The organism is Candidatus Eremiobacterota bacterium, assembly GCA_031082125.1.
Classification (GTDB): domain Bacteria; phylum Vulcanimicrobiota; class CADAWZ01; order CADAWZ01; family Ess09-12; genus Ess09-12.
Genome location: JAVHLM010000021.1, coordinates 77642 through 102335, shown reverse-complemented (window position 1 = coordinate 102335; position 24694 = coordinate 77642). Strand labels below are relative to the sequence as shown.

Below are 24694 nucleotides of genomic sequence, written 5' to 3'. Positions count from 1 at the left end.
TTTGACGATTAGGAGGGACCATGGAGGAAAGGCATCATGACGGCACCCTGGAGTGGCTTGAAAGGATCCCCAAGGTGGAGCTCCACCTTCACCTTGAAGGGGCAATCCCCCTCGATACCCTCTGGACGCTCGTGGAAAAGTACGGCGGCACAGGCGATGTGCCCTCGCTCGGAGCCCTCAGGGAAAAGTTCGTCTACAGGAGCTTCCCGCAGTTCATTGCCACGTGGAGCTGGAAAAACAGCTTCATCAGAGAGTACGAGGACTTCACCCTCTTCTCGGAGGCAGTGGCCCGCCACCTTGCGGCGCAGGGCATAAGGTATGCCGAGTGTTTTTTCTCCCCCGGCGACTTCTCCCGCCGGAACCTCTCGACTTCTCTCATCGCCGAAGCCATAAGAGGGGGGCTTTCAAAAGTGCCGGAAATCGAGGTGGCCCTCATCGCCGACCTTGTGAGGGACTTCGGGCCCTGCCGCGGCGAGCGGACCCTGGACGAAGCGACAGAGGTGCGCCACCTGGGGATAATCGGCATCGGGATAGGCGGATCGGAGCAGCAGTATCCCCCTGAAGCCTTTACCCGCGTCTATAAAAAGGCGGAGCGCCTGGGCTTTCACACCACGGCCCATGCCGGGGAGGCCGCCGGGGCCCCGAGCATCTGGGGGGCTCTCAGGAGCCTTGGAGTGGAGAGGATAGGACACGGGACCCGCGCCTTTGAAGACGATGACCTTGTACGCTACCTCGGTGAGCGCCAGGTGCCCCTGGAGCTGTGCCCTCTCTCGAACGTGGCGACAGGCGTGGTAGCTTCGCTTGAAGAGCATCCCGTGGCCCGCTATTTCAGGCTGGGCCTCAAGGTGACCGTCAATACCGACGACCCCGCCATGTTCGGAACGTCTCTTGCAGGGGAATACAGGGCTCTCATGAGAGCTTTCGGCCTCACCAGGGAAGATATCAGGAAGCTCATCCTGAATGCCATAGAATCCTCGTGGTGCTCCCGCGGGGAGAAGGAGAAGCGCGCCGGGGAATTCTCCCTCCACCCCTCGTGGAAGGAAGAAAAGGGAGCCTGAGAGAATGAAGAGAGCCTGTGCATTGTTATGGAAAGAAAGAGAGAGGAACCCATGGAAGAAGAAAAGGAAACCATAGAGATTGACGTCAATGATTTTGCCGAGATGGCTCTCGCCGTGAGGGATCTTCTCGAGATGATGGAAGACATCCTGGAGCGGGAAGGCTATACCCTCGACGACTTCGAGGAGCCCGTCGAAGAGGATGAGGAGATCGTCGAAGAAGACGAGCCCGATCCTGATGACGAGGAGCCAGGGAAATAAAAAGGCACTCCCCTCAGGGGAGAGGCGGTAAGCTGTCAATGAATGTTTACAAGGAAGTGATTGCCCACGAGGTATTCCCGGCCATGGGATGCACCGAGCCCATCTCCCTGGCCTACGCGGGGAGCATTGCCGCCGAGGGTATTGAAGAGCCTTTTGAGAAGATAAGCTTCGTGGTGAACCAGGGGACCTACAAGAACGGCCTTGCGGTCACGGTGCCCAACACGGGTGGCAGGAAGGGGAACCTCATTGCCGGCACGCTGGGCTGCATCATCGGGGATCCCTCGAAAAAAATGGAGATCCTGAGCAAGGTGACAGAAGAGCAGCTTGCCCTGGCAGGCCGTCTGATAGAGGAGAAACGGGCTTCCATAAAAGTCCATCCCCGGTGCACCACCTTCTATGTAAAGGTCGATATGGAGACAGCCCACCACAGGAGCACTTGCATCATCGCCGGGAGCCACACGAATGTGGTCTACCTGGAGCGCGACGGCAGGGTCCTCATTGATGAAAAGGGCAATTCCTGCGAGCATAGCCATGCCCCTTACAAGGACGAGCTCAGCAAGCTCTCGATTGATGACCTTATCACCCTGGCGGAGGCAATCGATGAAGAAGACATGAGATACCTGTCGGAGGGTGTGGCAATGAACCTTGCCCTCTCCCAGGAAGGAGTCCACATCAAGAAGGTGGGCTCCTATCTGCTGGACCTTCTCACCAAGGGGTTCCTGCAGAACGATGTCTTCTCCTCGACAAAAATCCTTACCTCATGCGCCGTAGATGCCCGGATGGACGGGATGGCGAAGCCTGCCATGGCGAGCGGGGGAAGCGGCAACCAGGGGATCGTTGCCACCCTTGTCCCTTACAACGTGGGCAAGCACTTTTCCATTGACGAGAGGACCATTCTGAAAAGCATCGCCCTCTCACACCTTCTCAACGCCTACGTGAAGGTCTTCATCGGGGAGCTGGCTCCCATATGCGGGTGCGCCATAGCCGCGGGGATTGGCGCCACGGCGGCACTGGTCTACCAGAAGAACGGGAGGGACCTGGAGGGGATAACTACTGCCATCAACAACATGGTGAGCGACATAGGGGGAATGATCTGTGACGGCGCGAAAAGCGGCTGCGCCTTCAAGGTGGTGAGCTCCACAGATGCCGCAATCAGGGCCGCCTACCTGGGAATCCACCATTATGGCATCGACGGACTGGAGGGCTTCGTGGGGCACACGGCCGAGGAGACCATCCGCAACCTCACGCGCATCACCGAGATCGGCATGGAGCACATGGACGAGACAATCGTGGACATCATGAAAGAGAAAGACCGGGGCAAAAAATAAAAGGGGCCCGCGTGCCGCGAGCCCCTTCTCCATGCGCTCCTGCTAGGAATCCCCGTTCAGCGACTTCATCAGCGAGCTGAATATCTTTGAGCCCGTGACAAGGTTCGGAGGGAATCTGTTACCCCCTTCGTCATCGGATGCCCCGACCGACGATGCATCAATCCCCTGGTCAATGACGCCGCCGCTCCCTGACGGGGCCACTGTTGACCCCCCTCCGCTCACGTCCTCGAAATCCCCGAGATTCACCGTGACTGAATCGTCAGCTTCCTCTATAGAGGCCTCGCCGGTGCCCCTGGCCTGCTGCGGGCCTTCGGTGGGAGCTGTCTCGGTGACTGCCGGCGCTGACGCCAGTCCATCGCCCGCAGGTGCTGCTCCCATAAGTCCCTCTGCAGCAGTCCCGCCCTGGGGCTTGCCGCCCTGCATGACGCCCATCATGTCGCCGGAGGCGCCCATCTGAGCCAGGTTGGATGACCCTGTTCCTGTGGTGGGCTGGACCTGCTGCGTCTGCTGAGGCGCCTTGCCATAGTTCATCACGCCCATCATATCGCCGCTCGACGCTATCTGCCCGAGGTTCTGCAGACTCTGCTGGCCCTGCTGCCCCTGCTGGCCCTGGTTGTTCACGCCGTTCTGGTTCTGCTGGTTCTGGCCCATCTGGGCCATCAGGTCCCAGGGGGACTTGATGCCCATGGCCTCCATCTCTTTCCTGAGCTGCTCCGGCGTCTTGGGAGGCTGGCCCATTATCGGCATGCCGCCGCCCATCGAGGGCATCCCGCCGCCGCCGCCGCCGCTGCCTTTACTGCCGCCGCCGCCGCTGTTTCCTCCGCCTGATGACGGTGAACCACCGCCGCTCTGGCTTCCTCAGCCACCGCCCGGCTGCTGACCCGGTGGTTTTACCGGCTGCGTGCCGGGCTGCGTGCCGGGCTGTGTCCCGGGCTGCGTGCCGGGCTGCGTGCCGGGCTGCGTGCCGGGCTGCGTGCCGGGCTGTGTGCCGGGCTGTGTGCCGGGCTGCGTGCCAGTGCCGGGCTGCTGACCCTGGGTAGGCTTGACTTTCTCGGCAGCCTCGTTGAGCTTCTGCTCGTTCTGCCCCGCCGTGTTCTCGTTGGCCTTGTTCTTCTCAGCGGCGTTCTGGTTTGCCGCCTGGTCTCCGGCGGCCTGCTTGGCCTTTTCAGCGTTGTCCTGGATACCCTGGTTGGTATTTTCAAGGTCTTTCTGATCCTGACCCAGATTCTGCTTGCCCGTCTCTTCGGTCTGTTTGCCCTGGTCCTCGGTCTGCTTGCCCTGAGTTTCAGTCTGCTTGCCCTTGTCCTCAGTCTGCTTGCCCTTGTCCTCAGTCTGCTTGCCCTGGGTCTCGGTCTGCTTGCCCTTGTCCTCCTGCTGCTTGCCTTGCTGCTCCGTCTGCTTGCCCTGCTGATCCTGCTGCTGGCCCTGGGTCTTCTGCTGCTCGCCCTGCTGCACCATCTGCTCGCCCTGGGCCTGCTGGGCTCCGCCCCCTTCGGGATCTGCCGCGGCGGCAGCCTTCATCGACTCGCCCTGGGACTTCTGCTGCTCGCCGGACTGCTCCTGCTGCTTTCCGGCCTGCTGCTGCTGCTTGCCCGTCTGCTGCTGCTGCTTGCCCTGGGTCTGCTCCTGCTTTCCAGCCTGTTGCTGCTGCTTGCCCTGGGCCTTCTCCTGCTTGCCGGTCTCCTGCTCCTGCTTGCCCTCCTTCTGGGTTTCCTTGCCTTCCTTCTGCTGGTCCTGGCCGTCCTTGATATTGTTTTTATCGTCGTTGACCGCCTGCTCCTGCGTGGGCTTCTCGCCCTCGAGCTGAGACTTCGTATCCTGGGCGTCCTGCTTCTGCTTGCCTGCTTCCTGGGCCTTTGCCTGGTTCTCGGCGCCGTCCTGTTTCTGGCCGTCCTTGATGTCGCCCTGCTTGGCGCCCTCGGCCTTGAGCTTCGCCTCGGCATTGGGATCGTTCTTGTCGGCCTTTACCTGGTTGTTTCCCTGCTGGGGGTTGGACTCCTTAGGCGCCCCGGCACCCTTGTCATCGCATTTTCCGCCGCCGCCCTTGCTCCCGCCGCCGCCGCCTTTGTCGCCGCCCCCCTTGAGGCCTTTCAGGAGGTTCCCTATCCCCGACATGATGCCGTTTGCGAGCTGCCCGGCAGCGGCTGCCTTCTGGGCGTTGGCCATCTGCTTCATCATGTCCTCATTCTGTTTCTGCGCGGCGTTCATGTAGTTCTGGAGGTCCTGGTTCTGCTGATCAGGGTTGATTCCATTCTGGTTCAGGAGGTTCTTGGCATCATCAAGCATGTTCGTGCCCTGCTGGCCCTGCAGGCCCCCCTCGTCCTGGAGATCGGGCGACACCTGGAAGCCGTCCACGAACTTGGGTATTCCCATCAGCGATGTAGAATCGCCTGCTCCCGTCGGCTTTCCTCCCTGCTGCCCGAGCTTCTGGAGATCAGCCTGCGTAACCTGCCCACTCTGACCTATCCCTTTTATCCCGTCCATCGTGACACCCCCTGTTATTCTATTGCAATTCCCCGGAATTTTTCCTTTGCTGTACCATGTATTTCACCTCATCTGGTTTTCATGTAAATGGGATTTTTGTAAAATAAATATGAAAAGTGGAAGCTTTTTATTAAAATAATTAACATTCTGTTTACAAGACCCTCACTTTGTGAACAAATCCGCCGGAAATGTTTAAATTTTGTTAACAAGGACAGGCTGTTGAGAGAATCAGGGGGGGACGGCGCATTGACAGAATGCCATTGCTCCCCATAGAATCGCTGCTATAAAAAGAAAGGACATCCTTGCTCGCACAGTGTTAATCTCCAGGATTTCTGCTTATAGAGATCCCAGCAGGCCCTGATAGGCCTCCGTCTCGCTTATCGGCGGGAATTGATCGCCCTCCTTGATCTCTTTTTTCTCCCAGGCCTGCCTGATTCTCTCATGAAACTCTTCGTCATAGCATTGGAGTGAGGATCTGAGGCCTTCCTCGGTGAACAGCACCTTCGATTCCCATTCCTCAGCGGTGCCTTCCACCTTGTGCCAGAAGTAATCTGAATTGTATGACAGAAGCCTCTCAAGTGCCCCTTCCTTCCAGTGCTCGTAATGAAAGGCGCCTACATTTTCCTGAACGCCTGTATAGATCGCTTCGCCTGTCATGAGGGAATAATGCCTGCACTCATTGCCGCTGAAATCCAGCAGGTCCTCATTGCGGTGCAGAAGGACATAGGTGCCGGCCGGGGCCTCCATCAAAGAGAGACCTTTATGCTCTTCCATAAAGCGGGGATCAGGCGCGCGCTCTGTCCTTCTTACATAGTATTCCTCGAATCTCCCGGACATATGCTTTTCCTCCCGCAGGTTCTGTCTGCTCTCTGTCACCCTGGTATCAGTGCCACGCTCCTCTACCAGTGCCTCTCCCTCCCTGGCCTCAGGGCGCTCATACGACTTCTGCAAGCCCGCCTTTCATCCCTCTTGATTCTCCGGATCCTGACCCTGAACTCCGTCAATGAGCGAGGCTTTAGACTTTCACTGCCGCTTCCCGTAGAGGATCAGCGTCCTGAAATCCCTCTCCACATCAAAATATGCTTGAAAGGCATCCAGATAGGGACTTCCGGTTGCATCAAGGCCGTTTATCGTTTCCACGACAATCCGGTGAAGAGGCTGAAAGGAACGTGTCATCAGGCGCCGGAGCGGCGAAAGAAGCTCCTCGAGATCGGGATTATCAGGCTTCACTTTAAAGGTAAGGGAAGCGCCGTTCCGCTCCGATACCAGGGCAAGTTCCGTGCCGCGGTAAACGCAGTGGGTGCCGGGGAGACGCTTCGGCAGCCGCCCTTTCAGCGCGTCAAGCTGAAGGCCGCATATCGACACGGGATCCATGGCGTTGACAGAGTAAAGAGCCCTGCCGGGCAGCTCTCTTTTCAGCATCCTGAAGGCATGGGGCGCCATGAACTGGGGTCCCGGAATCCCGTTGAAAAAGCACCCCGCGAGGACCTCGCCTGAAAGCTCCATCAGGCGGAGAGTGCGGAAGAGGGCTGGCCACCTGAAGGCAGGGAGCTCTTTTGCGAGGAGCTCACGGAACAGGATGCCGTAACGGTCAAGCAGAAGCCTTACGCGCTCCTTGTGCTGCTCCTCAAGATCAAGCAGGTCTCCGGGAAGCCCCTCTCTCCCGAGGCGGTACCAGTTCCCGGCTGATCTTCCCGCGGCCTTCCTCTCCTTTGCTGCTCCCATGCCCCTGCGGCGGTGCCCTCTTCCCCTTCGCCCCTCATCATGGGAAGCTTCAGGAGGCCCGGGATACCTGAAGCCCGTTTCAATACCGCGGCGGAGGGCGATGAAAGTGTCATTGGTGACCTGCCCTTTCCATACCGCATCCCAGAGCCTCGCGGCAAGCGTTTCCGGATCGTACCCTGAAATCCGCACAAGCGACGGAAAATCAGCGCGCCGTTCATTGTCAGGGAGGAGGCTCTCAAAGCCCGGCGCCCCCTTCCCCCGGGCAGAGAGTTCCCGGCCTTCCCCGGCCTCTCCCCGGCTCCCTGCAAGATCGGTGTCTCCCTGGAAGGAGAAGGCAATGTGCTCCGGTTTTGTGCCAATCCACCGCACCTCGCCCTCTGCCATCAGGGTGTCAAGCCACGAGGGGCTGTAAAGAGGAAAGCGGGCGGGAAAGATCTCCGACTCCCACAGCGCGGCAGAGAGGGGATACCAGGTGAGCTGTTCAAGGGCATTGTACAAGCCATCAATATCATTCCTTGGCATGGTGAGGCCATGGTAATGGGCAAGAAAAAGGGGAAGCATTTCGAGGCCGAGAGGCTCAAAGACCGGCACTGCGGCGGCCCGGCTCATCCTGAGGAGGGCCTCGAAATTTCCGCTTTCGCAGACCAGCTCCCTGTCGTCGCCGGCGATGAGCCTCCCGGTGATGATCTTCTGCTCATCGGCAAGCTCCCCGAGCATGGGCTCCGGATTCCCTGTTCCCAGCGAGGACCCGATGAATGCCGACGGCCTGGGGCCGTAGAACTGCAGCCATTCACCCAGCACTGCCGAGGATATCCCTTCGGAGGAGCCTGCCCCGGCGGGCTTATATCCCGGTACCGCGGCCTCAATGTCAGGGAAGCTTCCCTCTTCGTCATAAGGCTTTATCGTTGCCGGTGATCCCTCTTTATACAGGGTCTCCATTATCCGCGGGAGCTCTTCCCGGGCGGCAATCAGCGGTTGGTGCGCCCCCCTGAGGCACACCTTTGCAAGTTTGCGGGCAACCGCAACGGTAATGTCGGAGGGGCTTATCCCATGATCCCTTTTTACGGCATCCTGAAGGGCATTCCATTCATCTTCAGGGATAAGAAGCCTCTCTTTCACCCATTCGAGCAAATCCCTCGGCGTGGCAGGTGAATAGCCCGGAAAGAGCCTCTGGCGCTTCCTTTCATAGAGGCTCACAATTTCAGCAGGCACGGCAGGGCGGAAGCCAGGCGAGAACACCACGGATTTTATCAGGTCCTCCCGCAGGCCCGATGGCCCGCCGGGGGCCGGCAGATCTTCCCTGTACATGTATATATTGATCTGCTCCCATGTGACGGCCTGGGCGAAGGGGCTCCCATGGGCCATCGTGACTTCCGTCCACCCGATAACTCCTGCTTCAAGCTCCGCGAGGACCTTCGAGAGGCTTTCCATGTCGAACTCATCATTGATGCACGACCGCCAGGTCTCGAGCATGACGGGGAAATCATCAAAGTGCCTGACAGCGTTCAGCAGCGTCTGTGAGCGGAGCCTCGAGAGCCACAGGGGCATCCGCTGGTTCATTCTGAAAGGGGTTATCAGAAGAGCCCGCCGGGCAGACTCCCTGAACCTGGCGCAGAAAAAGCCCGAGCTCTCAAGCTGCCTGCGAAGGAGCGGCAGGAGGGTCCCTCCGCTCACCAGGGCGAGGATCTCATCACCGCTTACTTCATGAGTCGAGATGATGATGACAGAATCGTCGGACGCGTGGACCTCCGGTTTATAGGCGAACTGTTCAATCCACGCGGCCTGGAGTGCCAGGGCATAGGGCCTGTTGACACGGCCTCCCCACAGGGTGTGGAGCACGATCTGACTCACAGGGGGCCTGTCTGGCCCCGAATTCACCTGCTCTATCAGTATATGGTGGCGGTGGGGAAGATCGCGCCCCGTGGCCTCACGCTGACGCATGAGGAAGGCAATCAATTCCCGGGCCGCGCAGTCGTCCATGAAATGATTCTTTTTCAGCTCATCACTGAATTCAGCGAGGCTCCCCCTCTTGAGGCGGGCCTCGGCCTCCTCGAGAAACTCCCCGATCCTCGCTGAAAAGTGGAAATCACGCCCGTAGTGCTCTCCTTTCCAGAAGGGCGGCAGGGGTCCCGAGACTTTTGAAGGCTGGACGAAGACATCGTTGTGGGTGATCCGCTCCACCTTCCAGCTCTGGGTCCCCAGCGTGAAAATGCTCCCCTCGGGGTTCTCCCACACGAACTCCTCGTCGAGCTCGCCGAGGAGCGCGCCTGTATCACTTTGCCGCATATGGAAATAGCCGCGGTCAGGGATCACCCCGCCGCAGCGGTACACGACCTTAATAGCCCCCTCCCTCGCGGTGACGGTGTTGTCGAGCCTGTCGATGGAGACACGGGGTGCAAGCTCCCTGATCCTGCTCTTCTGATAGCGGCCTGCGAGCATCTCCAGCACGCTGTTGAATACTTCCCTGCCGAGGCGCCGGTAAGAGAAGCAGGTCCTTATCTGGGCAAAGAGCTCATCGATGTCCCATGGCTCCATTGCGGTCATCGAGATGAGGATCTGAGCGAGCACATCAAGAGGACATTCTACAGGTGCCAGGGATTCAATATCATGTTCCATGACCGCTCTGGTGAGCACTGCCGCGCTGACGAAATCGTGGGAATTGACGGGAACGAGCCTGCCGCGGCTCACCTCGCCCACCTGGTGCCCCGCCCTCCCCAGCCGCTGCACTGCCGACGAGATGGAAAAGGGTGACTGGATCAGGATCACCTCGTCAAGTGAGCCGATATCGATCCCCATCTCCAGGGAGCTTGTCGCCACTATCGCTTTGAGATCGCCGGCTTTCAGCTTCTGCTCCACCACTTCCCTTATTTCCCGCGAGAGAGAGCCGTGGTGGGCATAGGCAAGGCTTCCTTCGCAGTTTATCGCGAGGGTCATCTTCTCAGCGAGCCTTCTGCTGTTGGTAAAGAGAAGGGTGGAGCGGTTGCGCGCGATCCTCTCCCTGAAGGCATCGGCAAAGGGCTGCCAGAAATTTTCCCTGTCCCTGTCGAGAGCGGCTTTCTCGGGGAAATGGACAGAGAGATCGTACTTTTTTCTCATGCCGGAGCTTATGATTGTTACCGGACGGGCCTCATAACGGGGTTCCGCGCCGTCCATGGAGAGCGAGTATCCTCCTATGAAAGCGGCGACTTTGTCAGCGGGCCTGATGGTGGCGGAGAGGGCGATGCGCTGGAATTCCCCCGACAGGCGCACCAGCCGCTCCACGGCCGTCATAAGGTAAGCTCCCCTCCTGGTGGCAAAAAGGGCATGGATTTCGTCGAGTATCACCGTCGAAAGGCTCCCGAGGACCGTGCGGCCCCCGGCGGAGCTCAGCATGAGGTTCAGGCTCTCGGGGGTGGTGATCAGCAGCTCGGGGGGATGGCGCTGTAAGCGGCGCCTTTCCTCCTGGGGCGTGTCCCCGCTCCGGGTGAGGACCCTTATCCCGGGAAAGGGCTCCCCCTCTTTCTCGAAGAGATCTCTGAGCTCTCCGAGAGGCGTCATCAGGTTCCGCCTTATGTCATTGTTCAGGGCTTTCAGCGGTGAGACATAGAGCACCGATGTGAAGCCCCCGCTGCTCTTCCCCGTGGCGAGGCGGTCAAGGGCCCAGAGAAAGGCCGTGAGAGTTTTCCCGCTTCCCGTGGGCGCCGTGATGAGGAGGTGGGAGCCCGAGGCAATCTGCGGCCAAGCGGCGGCCTGCACCTCCGTGGGAGTGCCGATTCTTTCGGAGAACCAGCAGGCCACAAGGGGGTGGAAGAGGGAGAGGGAAGACTGCTCTTTTTGCATGGTGCTCCAGGTCCTAGAACAGAGTGCCGCCTCATTGATTATAGCACAGGGGGCAAGATGGTGTGGCTGCTCCCTATGAGGGGAGAGCTTATCCTCCCTTTTCCTCACGACAGCCCTCCGTAATCTGATTGCCCGCCAGGAGGCTCCTCGCGGGATTTGAAGAGAGCTACAGATTCAGCCTGTAGCATCCTCTGTGTGTGGCGTCCTCCGTGTGCGGCGTCCTCCGTGTGCGGCTCTCCGGGACGTGATGGCAAGTGCAGCGTAAAGATCTCCTCAGTCCTGCCCCGGGCTAGAAAAGAGCCTGCCTCATTTCCCGGAGGACTCGGCAGGCTTTTATGTGAATCGGCCTTGTTTCCCATGTAGGTCCTCCGGGTGGGGGCAACGCCTTCGCGTGCAGGTTCGGAGGACCATATCGTGACTTTTGTATTCCTTTCTCTCTTCATCTTCTCTGATTTTATTATACGCGACAGGCTCTTCCGGGTCTGTGCCCTGCGGCACAGAGGGTGGAGGCGATCTTTCCGGAGGTCAGGCTCCAGGTGCGCAAGGGGTGAGTGCCCCCGATCCTCAAGGGGAGGGTAAATCTCTCTGGGGGGATATGCCAGAGGTTCAAAGGGCTTATGTATTGTGAAAGCCTGCAAACAAAATGTAGTGGTTCTGGGCAGGTACAAGGATTTTGCCCGCACCCATGGATTCATCATCTCACCCTGTCTGCCACGAAAGGCGAACCATGATGCATGGAAATCTCCCGGCGAAAAGCGGTGAAAGGGGGACAAAGAAAGATAGATACCGGGAAGCGCCGTGTCAGTTCGGGGAAAAGGGCGGGATATCGGGCAGAAAGCCCTGAGGCGGCAGGGGCAGAACCAGAGCCCTTCCTGCCCCGCTCCTTCGCTTTTTAGCTGCGCCCGAGAAACATCGAGGAAATAGTAATCGGCATAGGAGTCCTGGTGGTGCAGGTGCGCCCCTCGGTGCCGACTCCGGCGGCTTGATGTCATCTCGCTTTTCCCAGGGAGACATTGCAGTAAGAGCCGCATTATCTCAGGAATCCGCGACGGGGCAGCTTCATTTCCAGAAGTTCTTGTGGGGGGCGACCAGTTCGCCTTCCAGTTCCGGAAAGGGGCCTGCCACCAGGATGGGCTTTTGCCCCGCCTTGAAGATCGTGCGGCACGGCATGCTCATCGTGGGGTTGTTCTTGTTGGCGCCGGTCAGTTTCTTCAATGTGGTCTCCTCAACGCCATAGACCAGGTTTCCGATGTTGGCCCAATAGACGTTTCCGGCGCACATGACGCAAGGTTCGAAGGTCGTCACCAGGGTACATCCCCACAAGTAATCGGGGTTGTACTGCTCAAAGGCCCGCCGTGAGAGCTCTGTTTCGGCATGCTGGATCGTACTGAGGTTTCCCTGTTTCATCAGCACCCTCTCGCCATCCGGCGCCACAAGCACTGCGCCAAAGGGGTGGTGGCCGAATTCCGCCGTTTCCTTGGCGACTTCATTGGCCGTCCTCAGATGTTTCAGGATCTGCTGATGATTGAGGGGAAGACCCTTCAGTTCCGAAGGGGGGTTCCAGTTCCCGGATTCCGTCTTTTCCAGGGCAAGCACCCGATGGGCCGGCAAAGAGACTGTCGTCGCCAAAAGGACCGCTCCGGTCCTTGCCGCAGCCTTGAAAAAAACACGTCTTGACTCCTGCATGTTCTCGCCTCCATTGATAAGCCTGATTCCGCAGGCCGGCAAGGCGCCGGCACTGCCCGATATTCTCCAGGAGACCGTCGCGGTGAAGGCTCGGGTAATCCTCAATTCTCCCGGAGGTGAGAAAGCCTGGTCTCGACTGCCCCCGGCCCCCGCAGATAGTATACAAGAAATCTCCGGAAAAGTCCAGAAATCTCCCGGCGAAAAGCGGTGAAAGGGGGCAGATTCCCGGGAAGCCGGGAGGCGGTGCGTCAGAGCGGGGAACAGGAAGTGAATCTCCCGGGACTTTTCGAGATGCTTTCGAATAATTGTTCCGGGGCAGAACTCCATGCAAATCAAAACTCCTGCCCTCCGGAGTGAGTAATTATGGGCAGCCTTTTGGGAGGCAGGAGCAGCACGTCATCTGAAACTTACCTGCTCAGGGAGCTCACACACTGCTCGCAAGAGGAAACCGCAATGATGCCCTTGAGTGTATTGAAAAGGTGCTCCAGAGCAATCCTGCCTGCACCGAGGCACTGATGGTGAATGGAATTTGGCGGCTCCTCGATAACCATCCCTCTCAACGGCCCCGGCAGTATTGTATTTCTCTGTGATTCCAGGCAGGCCAGGCTTGAAGACGGGATCCTTTTCTGCCTCGAAAAGGTAAAGGAATGCATCTATTATCAGATATCGGATGTCCGGGACCTTAAAACCCATTACAGGCCTGAGATGTGGCTTACCGACGAAACAAAGGTCCTTTACATCCTTATGAATACCGGCAGGATTGCCGATTACTTTTTGTCGCCTTTCTGAACTGGGCCCAGGGAGGCAAGCTCACGGTGAAGAAGTTCGCGAGCCCTTAGGGAATCAGCTGCCGGCACAAGGAGCCGGGCTTTTTGCAAGATAATCAATTCGATAAGGAGGGTTTTGCAATGCGCTCTGCCAGAAGTGCATCAGTGATGCTTGTCCTGATGATTCTCTTTGTGTTCGCATTATCGGCTCCGGCGTCTTCTTCGGGGGAAGCTTACTTCCCCAACGGCGCGAGGCTCTCCGACTATTCCGGAAATGTCTATTATTCAAACGGGGCAAAAACCCGCACTTCATCGGGCGCCGCATACTACCGCAACGGGGCCAGTGCTTACGATACCTCGGGGAATTCATACTATCCCAACGGGAGCCGGCTCATGACGAGCTCCGGGAATGCTTATTACTCAAATGGCGCGATACTCCTTGACAGCTCGGGGAATGCCTATTATTCCAATGGCGCCAGGGCGATGACCTCTTCCGGGGATACCTATTACGAGAACGGGAGCAAGGCCGGCGGGCCCGTCACCATAAGGGTATCTCTTGGAATGGCCTGCGGCTCCGTCATAGTGAGACTCTCATGCGGAAGGGCGAGCGCCGTGCTGTTTCTGGACCTTGGCCATGACCGCTTCCTCTGCATAGATCTCGAGGACGGCTCCCACTGGTTACAATAGCGGATCATCCCGGGGCGGCATGATTCAGGAACAGGAGCGTATGGCTTGAGAATGCGGTAAAATTGTTATTTTCATTCCCTCTTTTCCTCCCGTGCCTCCCGGCCCTGCCGCAGGAGGCCTTTTTTCTGCGCTGGAGAGATTTTCAGGGGCTTCAGGCAAAAAAAATCGCACCACGGGTCTCTACGGCCCTCCAGACTACATCCGGCGATGGCCTTCAATAGCAGTAATGACAGGCATTTCTGCAGACGAACCTTTTGACATGACAGCCTCATTTTTGTATAATATTTATAGGGATTCAAACGTATCCAATCTGTCTTTAAAGATTCATGAAAGGAGGACTATTGTGAATACCGGCGTGATCCGAGAGTATCCCGGCTACGAGGCCGTCATGGAGGGCGGGCAGGTCTTCAGGGCTTGCCCCGGCCTCCCGCTGGTCACGTACGGCGCCGACGAGGTGCTCACGCGCTCCAACTGCCGGCACATATTCCGCGATCTCACCGCCGAGGTCCTGGACTGGAACCTCTGGTGCCTCTCCCAGGCTGGTGGCAAGCTTGATCTCCTCATCGGGGAGGCCCTTCTCTCCCTCAACGGGAAGCTCGAGAAGCTCGGCTATGTGCGTGTCGGCGATTTTGTGCGTGAGGAGCTGGGGATCTCTTCCAGGAGCGGCTATGAGCTGATGCGGAACGCGAAGGCCCTTCAGAAGCTCCCCCTCATCAGGGAGGCTCTCGAGAAGGGGCTTCTGCGCAAGAGCGCGCTGCGGTTCCTTTTCCAGGTCGTGACCCCTGAGACCGAGGCGGAGTGGCTCCGAAAAGCCATGGATTCCACTATCAGAGGACTAGAAGAGGAGGTGAAGCGTTGTAAAGCCGTGGGGAGCGGCATCAACGCATTCGTCGCCGGGGATGACGATGAAGAGGGCACAGAGAGCCTCGCCGTAAGCGCGCGGGTTCCTTTCTCCGTTGCCGCGAAGTGGGACCGGGCCCTCGAGGTCTTCCGCAGAATGGAGGAGGCGGAGCTCTCTTCGGAGTCTTTCGTGGAGGCCCTTCTTGCCGAGTTCGCCGCCTCGGCGCCACTCGATGGCATCGGGACCCAGGGCATAGAAAGCCAGGGCGCAGCTCTCTGCCGCCACATGGGGACAGCAGGCAGCGATGCAATCAATGCTCCCGGCACCATCGGGACAGAGAAGCCGGAGCTTCAGCGCCATTCCGGAATAGAGGAGAAAGCCCTTCTCGTGGGCGCCCTGGCAGGGGCAATCAGCTCCCTCGATGACGAGGCCTCCTTCGGCGAGCGGGACAAGGAACTGGCCCGCCAGGTCCACAAGGACCTCGAAGAGGTCTCTCATCTTTGGGAGTTTTTGCCATGGAAGCCTGTCGCGGTGGAGCTTCCTTCGGAGCTCGAAGCTCCCGGGCGCCACATGCTCCCCGAGGGCTCAGGCTCTTCAGCATCGGACAACGATAGCTCTGAGGGAGTCGCTCCCTGGGATGAGCTCCCCACCAGGGATACCATCGTTACTCCCGATGGCACCCGGGTGCGCCCTCCCGCCGATCCCTTCGAGACGGTCGCCCGCCTCCGGAAGATGGCTTCCCTGCGCCACTCCCTCTCGTTCTACCAGGGGCGCCTCCTTCGGACCCTCAACAATTTCGGCCTCTACAAGGACATGCTCTTCCTCTCCCTCGGGCATTACACCCGGGAGCGCCTCGGGATGTCCCGCAGCACCGCGTATTCTCTTATAAAAATGGAAAGGAGCTATCTTGAGTATCCCGATATGCTGGACCTTGTAGAGGTGGGGAAGCTCACCCCCGAGCAGGCGCGGCATCTTGCCAGGGTCTTTATTGAGGGGACCCGCGCCCATGGGGCATGGCTCTCCTATGCCCAGGAGGTCCCGGTGGCTACCCTCTTGCAGGCGGTCGATGGGTTCCTCCGCTTCGCGAAGAGGGCGGTCCACAAAAAGTGGGACATCCATCCCGAGGCCTTCGAGGTGGCCGTCACGGGGAGGTCCGTCAAGAGGGTTTCCCTTGCACTCTCTAATGCCACGGAACCCAGTGGGGACAATGGTTTTGACGCCGGAGTACAGATTTGTGCACAGCAGAAAACCGTGGAAGGAGGCTCATTGTCTGCATGGGAGGAGAACCCCGCCGTCATCTGGCAGGTCACCGGTGGCGGGGAGCACCCCGAACTCCCTGAGATCCTCTCCATCCTCTCGGGAGAGATCTCAAAAGAGGGGACCTTCGGATCAAACCTCTCAGAGAGGGGCGCCCTCATCAACTTCTTCCTCAAACGGGACCTCATCCCCCTCTGGAACCACGCGGCGAGACTCTGGGAAGCATCCCGGGGCGCTCACGCTTCCAAGGGAGACCCCGGCCCCGAGGCTTCAGATGCGGCGCTCCTTCCCCTCTTCATCGAGGCCCTCCTTGATGCCTTCCTTGCCGCCCGGGACCACCCAGAGAAAAAAGACCTCCACAGCCGCGTCCTTGCCCGGGACCGCTACCAGTGCCAGGCCCCCGGCTGCCGTTGCCGCCGCAACCTCCACGGCCATCATATTCAATACCGCTCCCATGGCGGCCCCACAACCGAAGCGAACCTCATCACCCTCTGCAGGGCCCACCACCTGCGGTGCCTCCACGAGGGCCACCTCATCATCAGGGGCCTGGCGCCCCATGGTCTCACCTTCATCTTCCCGCGCGGCAGGAAAAGGCTCTAGTGGCAGTAATGTTAATTGCAGCAGTACCCCGGACAGGCCCGCCCGCATTGACGGCAAAAGTCCAATAAAGGCACACAAATGTTACAATTTCGTCACAAATTGGTAATATGCTCCTGGTATGATGAACTCTGGTGGGAAAAATCCAAAGAGGAGGCTGTGACCTATGGGAGACCGGGGCGACTATGCTCAGACTATCGGAAGCATCTCAATGTCAGGAGCAATGAATGGCGCTTCAAGGGCGGCTGTCGGGTACGGAAACCTCCATACCGCTGCAGATGGGGCATACGGAGCAATGAAGGGGGGGGCCGAGGTATTCGGGTACCGTCGCAGGCTTGAAGACGCCATGGACGGAGATCAGGATCGCGCGGTAAAGAGGGGCTCCATGGATTACACAAGAGACGAGGTGTTTCGTAAAAAGAGCATACTGGGGGCCTTGGAGAGTATCTGGGAAAGCATTCGTCATTAGAAAAATATGAGCCTGGAGCGGCAGCCCGGGACGTGAGTCTCGGGCTGCTTGTTTTTATCAGTCAATATGCCCTTCACTGCTCCATATATCACCCGGAGGCGCGATGCCGGAGAGATCCAAGGAGGGGACCTTCGGCCGGAATCACCATGACCCTGCGGGAGGAGAGCCGGTTCCCGTCACTCGACCAGGTCAACGGGCGCAAAGACCCGGAACGACGTGCCATAATCGGTGAGCTGCGTTCTCACTATGTCGCTCACTTCCTTGCCGTTGCCGAGAGCTATGGAGATATGCCCGTCGGGGTGCCCGTCGCCATGATTCCACACCACGATGGCGCCCTTGGGAAGGGATGAGAGCTGATCGGCCTTGATTCCCTTTATCTCGCGGACTTTTGGATTCCTGGCAAGCTGATCGGCCGCCATGTAAGCCGATTCCCCCCAGACTTTGATCCCCGCGCTCTCAAGGGCATCTGCCACATAAGCGTAGCACTGGTGCCCGTTTCCTCCCACGTGGGTGTCGGCATAATCAGCGATGGCATTCCCGGTGGGAGAAGACCTTTTGAGGGAGCCGTTCCTTATCTTCTCTATCTCCTTGATCGCGGTATTATCGCCGCAGGCTTTGGCTCTCAATGACAGCGCATGGAGCCTGTACTGAACCTGGAAGTCATTGGGATTCTCTTTATAGGATTGCTTAAGACGCTTCAGCTCCCTGGGAAAGCTCTCCCTGGTGAGGGAGCCGTATTCCTCATCGACAATCTTGCGCCAGTAAACTTTAAGGTTCTCCCTGGCAGTTCTTGCCTGCGCCTTGTTTCCCGAGCGCTTCGCTTTATCAAGCTTTGCCTGCAGGAGCTGCTCCTCCGGGGAGCCATGGTAATATTTCTTTGGAGCCGCCTGCGGGGCACTCGCCACAGGTCCCTGGGCTGCAGGGGCTTGTCCGTTGAGCGGGCCGGGGGGCTCCCCGGTTGCAGCAGGATTCTGATCTGTGCCGGCAGGGCTCTGCTCTCCCGACGGGAGTGGCATATCATAGTCAACCGGGTCCTGTGAGCCTGCAGAAGTATGAGTCTGTTGCGCCTGAGCCGCGGTGAGATCGGGTAATGCGGCCGGGTATCGGAGCCTGTCGATGTCCTGGAGGACCATATTATGAAAGCGGGTAAGCTCAGAGGCCCGGGAGGGATCTACCGCTTCCATTGAATCAGGCTCACTTCTTTCAAGCGCGGCATCCCGCTCGACGCGCCTGGAATCGACCGGCTCCCGGAAGCGGGCTGCAGAGAGCGGATCAGATCCTGAAAAGTCGATACGGTCCGTCATAGGTCTCTCCCGGAGTTTTTCCTCACTATTCTCTCTCTATTATAATATCACCACGCATGATTGTTAAGGCCTTTTGTTTAATTTTTTGTTACATATCTTTTAAGATTGCGTCACGAACAGGCACAGGGCCATGGCGCCTGGTGCCCTTGCCGGAAGACAGGGCCTGCATGTATTTCATCCCAAGAGCTATCGCCTCCTGGGAGCCCACTTCAGCATGGATGCAACCTGCTCTTTCACCCACTCCTCGAAGGTCATCCCGGCATCATAGGGCCTGGAGCTGTCATCCCACATGTTGAAATCCTCGGCGGTGCCGTTCGCATAATAATACTGGGCACACCAGGGCCACCTGTCAGAGCGGGCATAGCCGGAGTCCTGCTCCTCATGGAAGTATATCCATTCCACAAGCCAGCCCTCCTCGAAAAGGCCGAAGACACGGATCCCCCCGTCTGGCCACGTGCTGAAATAACGCCCGTCTTTGATATTTTTCGCTTTTACAGGCTGCGCATGGGGCTCAGGCTCCCGGATTCCCCTGGGCCAGGGTTTCGCATCCTCAGGGAGGGGGAAAAGTGTCTCGCTCATGGTGCTCTCTCAAGTGTAGGACTGCCATGCTCTTCTGTGATGGAGCGGGGTTTTCCTGTCACCCGGCACAGGCATGGCCGTCCCGGCTCCTCTACTCCTCCCCGCCCTTTTCCACCTGGGCCCCGGGGCTCTGCTGCTCCCCCCCGGTGTCCTTTCCCCCCTGGATCTCCTTGGCCCCGGGAGCCTCCTTCTGCCCTGGTTCCCTGGAAGAGCCCGGGAGAGCCGACAGGATCCTGTTCACCGAGCACAAGAGCGAGAAGCCGTTGTCAAAGCCTCTTCCCCAGGCTTTGTTGAAGATGAGGCCCTGGACCTGCTCCGGCTGAAGGTACGGCTTTGCGGCGAGCGCCTTCGAGACCGTGCCGAAAAGAGAGGCTTTGTTTTCCATGGCGTAGCGGTTCCTGCCCGGGACGGCAAAGTCAAGGGTGCAGAGAAGGGACTGGACCTGACCTATCCCTGCGTCGGGTCGCTTCCTCAGCATCTCCGCGGCGTTTTTGAAGCCTTTTCCTATGCGCCTCAGCGAAAATGCGTCGTTCTTGTCTCCAAAGCTCGTTATCATGCTTTCCGAGAGCCTGGTCATGTCGTCGGTGCCCAGGTCTCTTCTCGTGCTGAGAAGCTCGGCGGAGCTCTCGATCATCTCGAGCTTGGTGGCATTCATCAAACGGCCGGCCATCGGTCCCTGGGGCCTTACCATCTCGAGCTGATCGGACATCCGGGAGACCATCCTGCCCACCGAGTCGGGAGAGATGTCGGAGCGCTGCTTGAGAAGCTTTGCCGTGTGCAGGTAGGCTCTCCTGGCCATCTGGGGGTTCCCGTCAAAGGCCTTCACCAGGTAGGCAAAAAGCCTCGAGAGCTCCTTGGGCTTTACATCCCTTCGTGTGCCCATGATCTCCCTGGAGATGTCATCGCTCACCGACCAGGTGATGGAAACGGTGCCGTCGGGAGATCGGTGAAGCACGTCGCCTATGGCGAAGTCCCTTCTCTCGGCAAGGAGGCGGCAGAGCTCGGGGAGCCCCCTCTTGTCGTTTCTCACAGCGATGATCTCGTTGAGCCTGATGTCTTTCCTCGCGGTGAGAAAATCCCTGACCATCTTTCCCTGCATGCCGAAAATGAGCTCCAGGTCCTCGTCACGGTATTTTTCTATGGGCGCCTCGTTTTCAAGGTTGCTCATCACCCTGAAGCCGGTGTCAAGCTCGGTCATGTCCAGGGAGAGCTTCCCCTCGCAGTTCTTATGCATGAGGCTTGCGAAGGGGAGATCGGGCCGGCTGTTGAGGGTGGAGAGGACTTTCGCGAGGAGATCGGGCCTGTGGGAGAGCCTGGCCAGATCGCCTATCTTCACGTCGCTCCTTGACTTGAGAAGCGATGATATCTCGCCTGACCAGGCCCCGAAGAGCATCCTGAGCTCCCCGTCGCTCGGTGCATCTCTCCGGGCGTCAAGGGCATCGGCATACTCAGCGGCGATTATTCCATGATAGCCCTGGAAGCGCCTGTCCACGCTGTCCCTGAGAAAAAGAACCTGCAGGGAGGATTCTGCCGCCGCAAGCCCGGGCCGGACCTGAGGCGGAGTGCTTTCGAGTCCTTCATTGGCGGGGGCTGCCGAGGTGCTCATCCAGGGAAGGGCTTGTATGGTCATGGTATCCTCTCCTTTTCTCTGTGCTTGATCCTAGTATATCATAAACAGTTAATTTGTTAACAAACATTATGTTAATATTTTGTTGCTGTTTTGTAAAAATCAAAGGAAAAGCAGTCGATGTCGTGAATGTATGATATTCCATCATGGGGGGCATGGTGAGGCATGGAAACGACAAGAGGCTCTTCATGAACGCTTCAGCGAAGATAGTGGTGACTGTCATAGCCATCGCCAACCTGGCGGCGGTATGCTTTCTTGTTTTTGCCCTCGTGGTATGCATTCCCTTTGATGAAGCGGCAGAAGGCCCCAAGGCCGGGGAACGGTATTTCGTGACCGCGGTGCTGCTGGTGCTGGGTACCCTGGAGGTGCTCCTGCTGAGGCGGCTCATCGGAGCGCGGCCTTCTGATAAGGACGGCTCTGCGCTCTGACAGGCTGTCACCGGGGAGCATGGCCTCTTGCCAACGGCCGCCAATCTGCTATAATAACCCTTACCACGTGAAAGGAGATCTTCCATGCCGGAGGGACAGCTTACCTGGAGATTCTCCAGGGAGTTCTGGACTGCAAACTCCGTGGAGCTTCTGGAGCGGGCAGCCTATTACGGGATGTTCATCTCCCTCACCCTCTACCTCACGAACCTCATCGGCTTCAATGACATAGAGGCCGGCTGGATATCGGGAGTCTTCGCCGCGCTCCTTTACTTCGCCCCCACCATTAGCGGCGCCTGGGCCGACAGGATAGGCTTCAGAAAAGCTCTCGCGCTTGCGTTCATCCTCCTTGCAATCGGCTACGGCATGCTGGGGCTCTTCCAGACAAAGCCCACGACCATCATGGCCCTCGCCATCATCATGGTGGGAGGCTCTTTCATCAAGTCCGTCATCACGGGAACGGTGGCCAAGTGCTCAGACGAGGCCAACCGGGCCAGGGCGTTTTCCATTTTCTACCAGATGGTCAACATCGGCTCCTTTTCCGGCAAGACCCTCGCCAAGCCCCTCAGGACCGGCCTGGGCATAGAGTATATCAATATCGCCTCGGCGCTCATGTGCATAGCCGCCCTGGTCATCATACTCATCCTTTATAAGAACGTGGACACGACCGGCGTGGGGAAAAGCTTCAGGGAGATCTGGCAGGGCCTCCTGAAGGTAGTGAAAAACCTGAGGTTCATGGCCATCATCATCATCGTGGGGGGATTCTGGGCCATACAGCACCAGCTTTACGCCACCATGCCCAAGTACGTGCTCCGCACCGTCGGTGAATCGGCATCGCCTGAGTGGTATGCCAATGTGAACCCCCTGGTGGTCATCCTCTTTGTCCTTCCCGTCACCCAGCTCGTGAGGAACCTCAGGCCCGTGCAGTCCATAGCGATAGCCCTCTTTCTGATCCCCTTCTCTTCGCTTACCATGAGCCTGAGCCCCTCGGCCGTCAAAATATGGGGCTCCAGTATCCCTTTCCTGGGCTTCGCCATACATCCCGTGACAGCCGTGCTGATTGCAGGAATCGCCCTCCAGGGCTTCGCGGAATGCTTTCTCTCGCCGCGGTTCCTGGAATACGCGTCGAAACAGGCGCCTCCGGGGGAAACAGGCCTCTACATGGGCTACTCGCACCTGAACAGCTTCTTCGGGAACCTGCTGGGCTTCGGCATCTCGGGGTACCTTCTGAACGCATGGTGCCCCGATCCCGACAAGCTTTCCCCCGAAGCCCACACCGCATGGCAGCAGGCCATTGCCAACGGCACGGCCCTCCCTTCCCAGTACGCCCATGCCCATTATATCTGGTATGTCTTTGCCGGCATAGGCTTTGCAGCCTTCCTCGCGCTCCTTGCCTTCAATGTCGTCACTTCCTTGAGGGACAGGCAGAAAGCCCGGGAAACAAAAACCGGATAGCTCTCACTGATTTAAAACGAGGGAGCTGTCCCGGGTTTTTCCCGCGGGCTCTGGCGGGTCTTCCATCCCAGGATTGAGAGCAGCAACAGACCGGCCAGGGATAGAAGGGCTCCCTGCTCAAGCGACGCGGGCCTGTAAGAAAAAGCTACCCTGTGGGTCCCCGCCCTCACGGCTACCGCACGGAAAGCATAATCAGCTCTGAATATCTTCGCAGGGACGCCGTCAACAGAAGCTTTCCACCCGGGAAACCATGTGTCGGCGAGGAAAAGGAAGCCGTCATGATCGGTGGAAACCGAGTATTCAAGACCATTGAGAGATTCGCGGAGCAGCTCCACCTTCCCCACCCCGGTTCCCCGGGGCACGATGGCGGGCTCCTCCTCAAGAAGCACCTCCTGCTCAGGCGCGAATGAAGGGTCAAGAAGGGCCCCGCGAAGCTCATCACTGTCGTAAAAAACCCGGTGGCGGTATACCATGGATGCCCTGGGAAGGGAGCCTTTTATGCGGTACACGTTCACTTCTTTCCCGTCATCGCTTCCCGCTATGCGCTCAAGGGCTGGGTGGGCAAGCATATCCACGGAGCAGATGAAGCCTGTGTGCTGAAGCCTGAGGAGCCTTATCATCCCGTCGGGAACAAGGATGACCTTGCCGCCGTAGAGGGGCATGGCCTCCCTTTCAACTATCCCGGCAAGCTCTGCCATGCGCGAGGGAGCCATCCCCCCCTCGCACCAAGTCTTCTCTCCCACCTGGGGAACGCCGAAAAGGAGGTTATAGTCAGGGGCAAGGAGGGAGCGGTAACGGTCAAGATTCTCCCTGGGGCCCATCCATCCCCTGTCTTTTATATAAGCGCGCTGCCAGGAGAGGAGGGCTGCAAAGCTGTAAATGCGGCTGCCGTCATGACCCTGCAAAACACTGCGAAGCGTGGGAGGAGGACCGCACCATGAGGGCTCGAGAAAGGCATTGAATGAGCGGCAGAACCATGCGAGGTTGGCAGAGCTCACGAGAAACACAAGGCAGAACATGGCAAGCCTGGCCCTGCTCCCCTTGACGGCAGGGGCAATCCTGTCCCAGAAAACTCCCGCGAGAAGCACGAGGCCGAAAAGGGCATAGACCAGGAACCGGGCGGGAAACCTGAAAAGGTGGAAGCCGGGAATGACCTTCAGAAGCAGGCCATAAAGGGGGGTGGCAGGGCCAAGAGCCAGCACGATTCCTGAAATGACAAAAAGGGAAAAGCCCCTCACGCGGCCGTCCTCCTTCCACCACCGGAGGGCCCCGAAGGCCATCAGAAGGGGGAGAATCCCTATATAGGCGCAGTTTTCCCAGAAAACACCCTTGCTGACAATGGCGGAGAGCGGGTAGGCGCCCCGGGCAGGGTTCCCCATGAAATAGGGATTTATAAAATGCCAGAGGGACTCCAGGGCGAAAGGGAAGTGAGCCACGTCGCTGCGGGTCAGGGAGGAGCGCAGGGAGAGGGGCACGAGCTCAAGAGTGGGAAGAAGCTGCACGGCGGCCAGGAGCCCTGAGAGAGAGGCGGCGCCGATAAATGACAGGGGCAGAAGGAAGGACTTTCCCTTTCTTATATCCTTTATAAAGGTGGCGCCATAAAGAAGGGCCACGCCGAAAAGCCCCAGGTAGGTTATGGCAGGATGGCCGCAGAGCCACTGCAGGGCAAGCACCGCAGACCAGGAGAGGAGGGCGGCAGGCTTCCGCGACGAGAGGTGAAGCCCGGCGAAATAGAAAAGCCAGGGAAACCACGAGGCTGCCTCAAGCATGTTGAGATGGCGAAGGTGAAGCACGTAAAAGCCCGAGAAGGAGAAGACAAGCGAAGAGAAGGTGGCGGCCTCCCAGGAGAGCCCCTTGAGCCTCCCGTATGCGTAGAGCCCGGAAGCGGCGAGAAGCAGGTGAAAAAAAATGAGCCCGTTGGCGCACCAGAGCATTGGCAGCAGTGAAAACAGCAGGTTCGGGGGATAAAAGATCCCCGTCTGCCCTTCGCCAAGGAGGGGATAGCCATTCAGAAGAAGGGGAGTCCACAGCGGAAGCTCTCCCGAGCGGAGGGCAGCACCAAGGTTGAACTTCAGGGGAATGTTGAGATCGAGGGCATCGGACCCCGTGAAATCGCCGCTGTAGATAAGGGCCTTCCCCGCCGATGCGGGGTAAAATATCAGCATCACCATGACAGCGGCAAGAAGCAGGTGGATGGCAGGCTCCCTGAAGTCCCTCTTCATTTTTCTTTTCTCCTGTCCATAATGGTTCTCCGCAGGGGGAAAAAAACATTCTTATTGCCTGGGGGCGGCAAATCTGCTACAATGGGGGTTACGCGGGTGGAGGAGA

At 58.6% G+C, this 24694-nt stretch carries 18 protein-coding genes; 9 read left to right on the top strand and 9 right to left on the bottom strand.

The window, feature by feature from the left end; genetic code table 11:
- Nucleotides 1–20 precede the first annotated feature (20 nt).
- From add to RDV48_21055, 3 genes are read left to right on the top strand one after another with little or no spacing between them, the layout of a single operon-like run.
- Nucleotides 21–1058, top strand: a complete 1038-nt coding sequence (add, locus tag RDV48_21065) for an adenosine deaminase (GenBank protein MDQ7825305.1) — start codon at nt 21–23, stop codon at nt 1056–1058.
- Between the two features lie 51 nt (nt 1059–1109).
- On the top strand, nt 1110–1316 hold the full coding sequence (locus tag RDV48_21060; GenBank protein MDQ7825304.1) for a hypothetical protein: 207 nt from the start codon (nt 1110–1112) through the stop codon (nt 1314–1316).
- Nucleotides 1317–1354: 38 nt separating this feature from the next.
- Nucleotides 1355–2644 (top strand): L-serine ammonia-lyase, iron-sulfur-dependent, subunit alpha, encoded by a 1290-nt coding sequence (locus RDV48_21055; protein ID MDQ7825303.1) that lies wholly within the window; start codon nt 1355–1357, stop codon nt 2642–2644.
- 42 nt (nt 2645–2686) lie between these two features.
- Here the strand turns inward: RDV48_21055 and RDV48_21050 are convergent, their stop codons facing one another.
- From RDV48_21050 to RDV48_21030, 5 genes are all read right to left on the bottom strand, one after another.
- Nucleotides 2687–3403 (bottom strand): hypothetical protein, encoded by a 717-nt coding sequence (locus tag RDV48_21050; GenBank protein MDQ7825302.1) that lies wholly within the window; start codon nt 3401–3403, stop codon nt 2687–2689.
- A gap of 99 nt (nt 3404–3502) precedes the next feature.
- Nucleotides 3503–5128, bottom strand: a complete 1626-nt coding sequence (locus tag RDV48_21045; protein ID MDQ7825301.1) for a hypothetical protein — start codon at nt 5126–5128, stop codon at nt 3503–3505.
- A gap of 336 nt (nt 5129–5464) precedes the next feature.
- Entirely contained in the window at nt 5465–6079 is a 615-nt protein-coding gene (locus RDV48_21040) for a hypothetical protein (protein ID MDQ7825300.1), read from the bottom strand.
- Between the two features lie 72 nt (nt 6080–6151).
- Complete coding sequence (locus RDV48_21035) at nt 6152–10672, bottom strand: DEAD/DEAH box helicase (protein MDQ7825299.1); 4521 nt, start codon at nt 10670–10672, stop codon at nt 6152–6154.
- Between the two features lie 1059 nt (nt 10673–11731).
- Nucleotides 11732–12463 carry a nucleoside deaminase gene (locus RDV48_21030; protein MDQ7825298.1) on the bottom strand — a complete coding sequence of 244 codons (732 nt, stop codon included), beginning with the start codon at nt 12461–12463 and terminating at the stop codon, nt 11732–11734.
- 417 nt (nt 12464–12880) lie between these two features.
- On the opposite strand from RDV48_21030, the gene RDV48_21025 reads away from it, so the two are divergent.
- From RDV48_21025 to RDV48_21010, 4 genes are all read left to right on the top strand, one after another.
- Complete coding sequence (locus RDV48_21025) at nt 12881–13147, top strand: hypothetical protein (protein MDQ7825297.1); 267 nt, start codon at nt 12881–12883, stop codon at nt 13145–13147.
- A gap of 119 nt (nt 13148–13266) precedes the next feature.
- Nucleotides 13267–13812, top strand: a complete 546-nt coding sequence (locus RDV48_21020; GenBank protein MDQ7825296.1) for a hypothetical protein — start codon at nt 13267–13269, stop codon at nt 13810–13812.
- 343 nt (nt 13813–14155) lie between these two features.
- Nucleotides 14156–16510, top strand: coding sequence for an HNH endonuclease signature motif containing protein (locus RDV48_21015; GenBank protein MDQ7825295.1), 2355 nt, complete (start codon nt 14156–14158; stop codon nt 16508–16510).
- A 163-nt stretch (nt 16511–16673) separates the two neighbouring features.
- Nucleotides 16674–16976, top strand: coding sequence for a hypothetical protein (locus RDV48_21010; GenBank protein ID MDQ7825294.1), 303 nt, complete (start codon nt 16674–16676; stop codon nt 16974–16976).
- A gap of 176 nt (nt 16977–17152) precedes the next feature.
- On the opposite strand, the gene RDV48_21005 is transcribed toward RDV48_21010, so the two are convergent.
- From RDV48_21005 to RDV48_20995, 3 genes are all read right to left on the bottom strand, one after another.
- Nucleotides 17153–18280 (bottom strand): hypothetical protein, encoded by a 1128-nt coding sequence (locus RDV48_21005; GenBank protein ID MDQ7825293.1) that lies wholly within the window; start codon nt 18278–18280, stop codon nt 17153–17155.
- 186 nt (nt 18281–18466) lie between these two features.
- On the bottom strand, nt 18467–18859 hold the full coding sequence (locus RDV48_21000) for a hypothetical protein (GenBank protein MDQ7825292.1): 393 nt from the start codon (nt 18857–18859) through the stop codon (nt 18467–18469).
- Nucleotides 18860–18950: 91 nt separating this feature from the next.
- Entirely contained in the window at nt 18951–20489 is a 1539-nt protein-coding gene (locus tag RDV48_20995; protein MDQ7825291.1) for a hypothetical protein, read from the bottom strand.
- Between the two features lie 152 nt (nt 20490–20641).
- Here RDV48_20995 and RDV48_20990 point away from each other — a divergent pair, with 152 nt between their 5' ends.
- Nucleotides 20642–20914 carry a hypothetical protein gene (locus RDV48_20990; GenBank protein ID MDQ7825290.1) on the top strand — a complete coding sequence of 91 codons (273 nt, stop codon included), beginning with the start codon at nt 20642–20644 and terminating at the stop codon, nt 20912–20914.
- Between the two features lie 84 nt (nt 20915–20998).
- Nucleotides 20999–22366 carry an MFS transporter gene (locus tag RDV48_20985; protein MDQ7825289.1) on the top strand — a complete coding sequence of 456 codons (1368 nt, stop codon included), beginning with the start codon at nt 20999–21001 and terminating at the stop codon, nt 22364–22366.
- An 11-nt stretch (nt 22367–22377) separates the two neighbouring features.
- Here the strand turns inward: RDV48_20985 and RDV48_20980 are convergent, their stop codons facing one another.
- Nucleotides 22378–24588: a YfhO family protein gene (locus RDV48_20980; GenBank protein ID MDQ7825288.1), complete on the bottom strand. Its 2211-nt coding sequence runs from the start codon at nt 24586–24588 to the stop codon at nt 22378–22380.
- Nucleotides 24589–24694 lie beyond the last annotated feature (106 nt).

Excerpts from the sequence above, each read along its gene's own strand:
- add (MDQ7825305.1), top strand. The coding sequence starts at position 21 with ATGGAGGAAAGGCATCATGACGGCACCCTGGAGTGGCTTGAAAGGATC.
- RDV48_21060 (MDQ7825304.1), top strand. The coding sequence starts at position 1,110 with ATGGAAGAAGAAAAGGAAACCATAGAGATTGACGTCAATGATTTTGCC.
- RDV48_21055 (MDQ7825303.1), top strand. The coding sequence starts at position 1,355 with ATGAATGTTTACAAGGAAGTGATTGCCCACGAGGTATTCCCGGCCATG.
- RDV48_21050 (MDQ7825302.1), bottom strand. The coding sequence starts at position 3,403 with ATGGGCGGCGGCATGCCGATAATGGGCCAGCCTCCCAAGACGCCGGAG.
- RDV48_21045 (MDQ7825301.1), bottom strand. The coding sequence starts at position 5,128 with ATGGACGGGATAAAAGGGATAGGTCAGAGTGGGCAGGTTACGCAGGCT.
- RDV48_21035 (MDQ7825299.1), bottom strand. The coding sequence starts at position 10,672 with ATGCAAAAAGAGCAGTCTTCCCTCTCCCTCTTCCACCCCCTTGTGGCC.
- RDV48_21025 (MDQ7825297.1), top strand. The coding sequence starts at position 12,881 with ATGGAATTTGGCGGCTCCTCGATAACCATCCCTCTCAACGGCCCCGGC.
- RDV48_21020 (MDQ7825296.1), top strand. The coding sequence starts at position 13,267 with ATGCGCTCTGCCAGAAGTGCATCAGTGATGCTTGTCCTGATGATTCTC.
- RDV48_21010 (MDQ7825294.1), top strand. The coding sequence starts at position 16,674 with ATGGGAGACCGGGGCGACTATGCTCAGACTATCGGAAGCATCTCAATG.
- RDV48_21005 (MDQ7825293.1), bottom strand. The coding sequence starts at position 18,280 with ATGACGGACCGTATCGACTTTTCAGGATCTGATCCGCTCTCTGCAGCC.
- RDV48_21000 (MDQ7825292.1), bottom strand. The coding sequence starts at position 18,859 with ATGAGCGAGACACTTTTCCCCCTCCCTGAGGATGCGAAACCCTGGCCC.
- RDV48_20995 (MDQ7825291.1), bottom strand. The coding sequence starts at position 20,489 with ATGACCATACAAGCCCTTCCCTGGATGAGCACCTCGGCAGCCCCCGCC.
- RDV48_20990 (MDQ7825290.1), top strand. The coding sequence starts at position 20,642 with ATGGTGAGGCATGGAAACGACAAGAGGCTCTTCATGAACGCTTCAGCG.
- RDV48_20985 (MDQ7825289.1), top strand. The coding sequence starts at position 20,999 with ATGCCGGAGGGACAGCTTACCTGGAGATTCTCCAGGGAGTTCTGGACT.
- RDV48_20980 (MDQ7825288.1), bottom strand. The coding sequence starts at position 24,588 with ATGAAGAGGGACTTCAGGGAGCCTGCCATCCACCTGCTTCTTGCCGCT.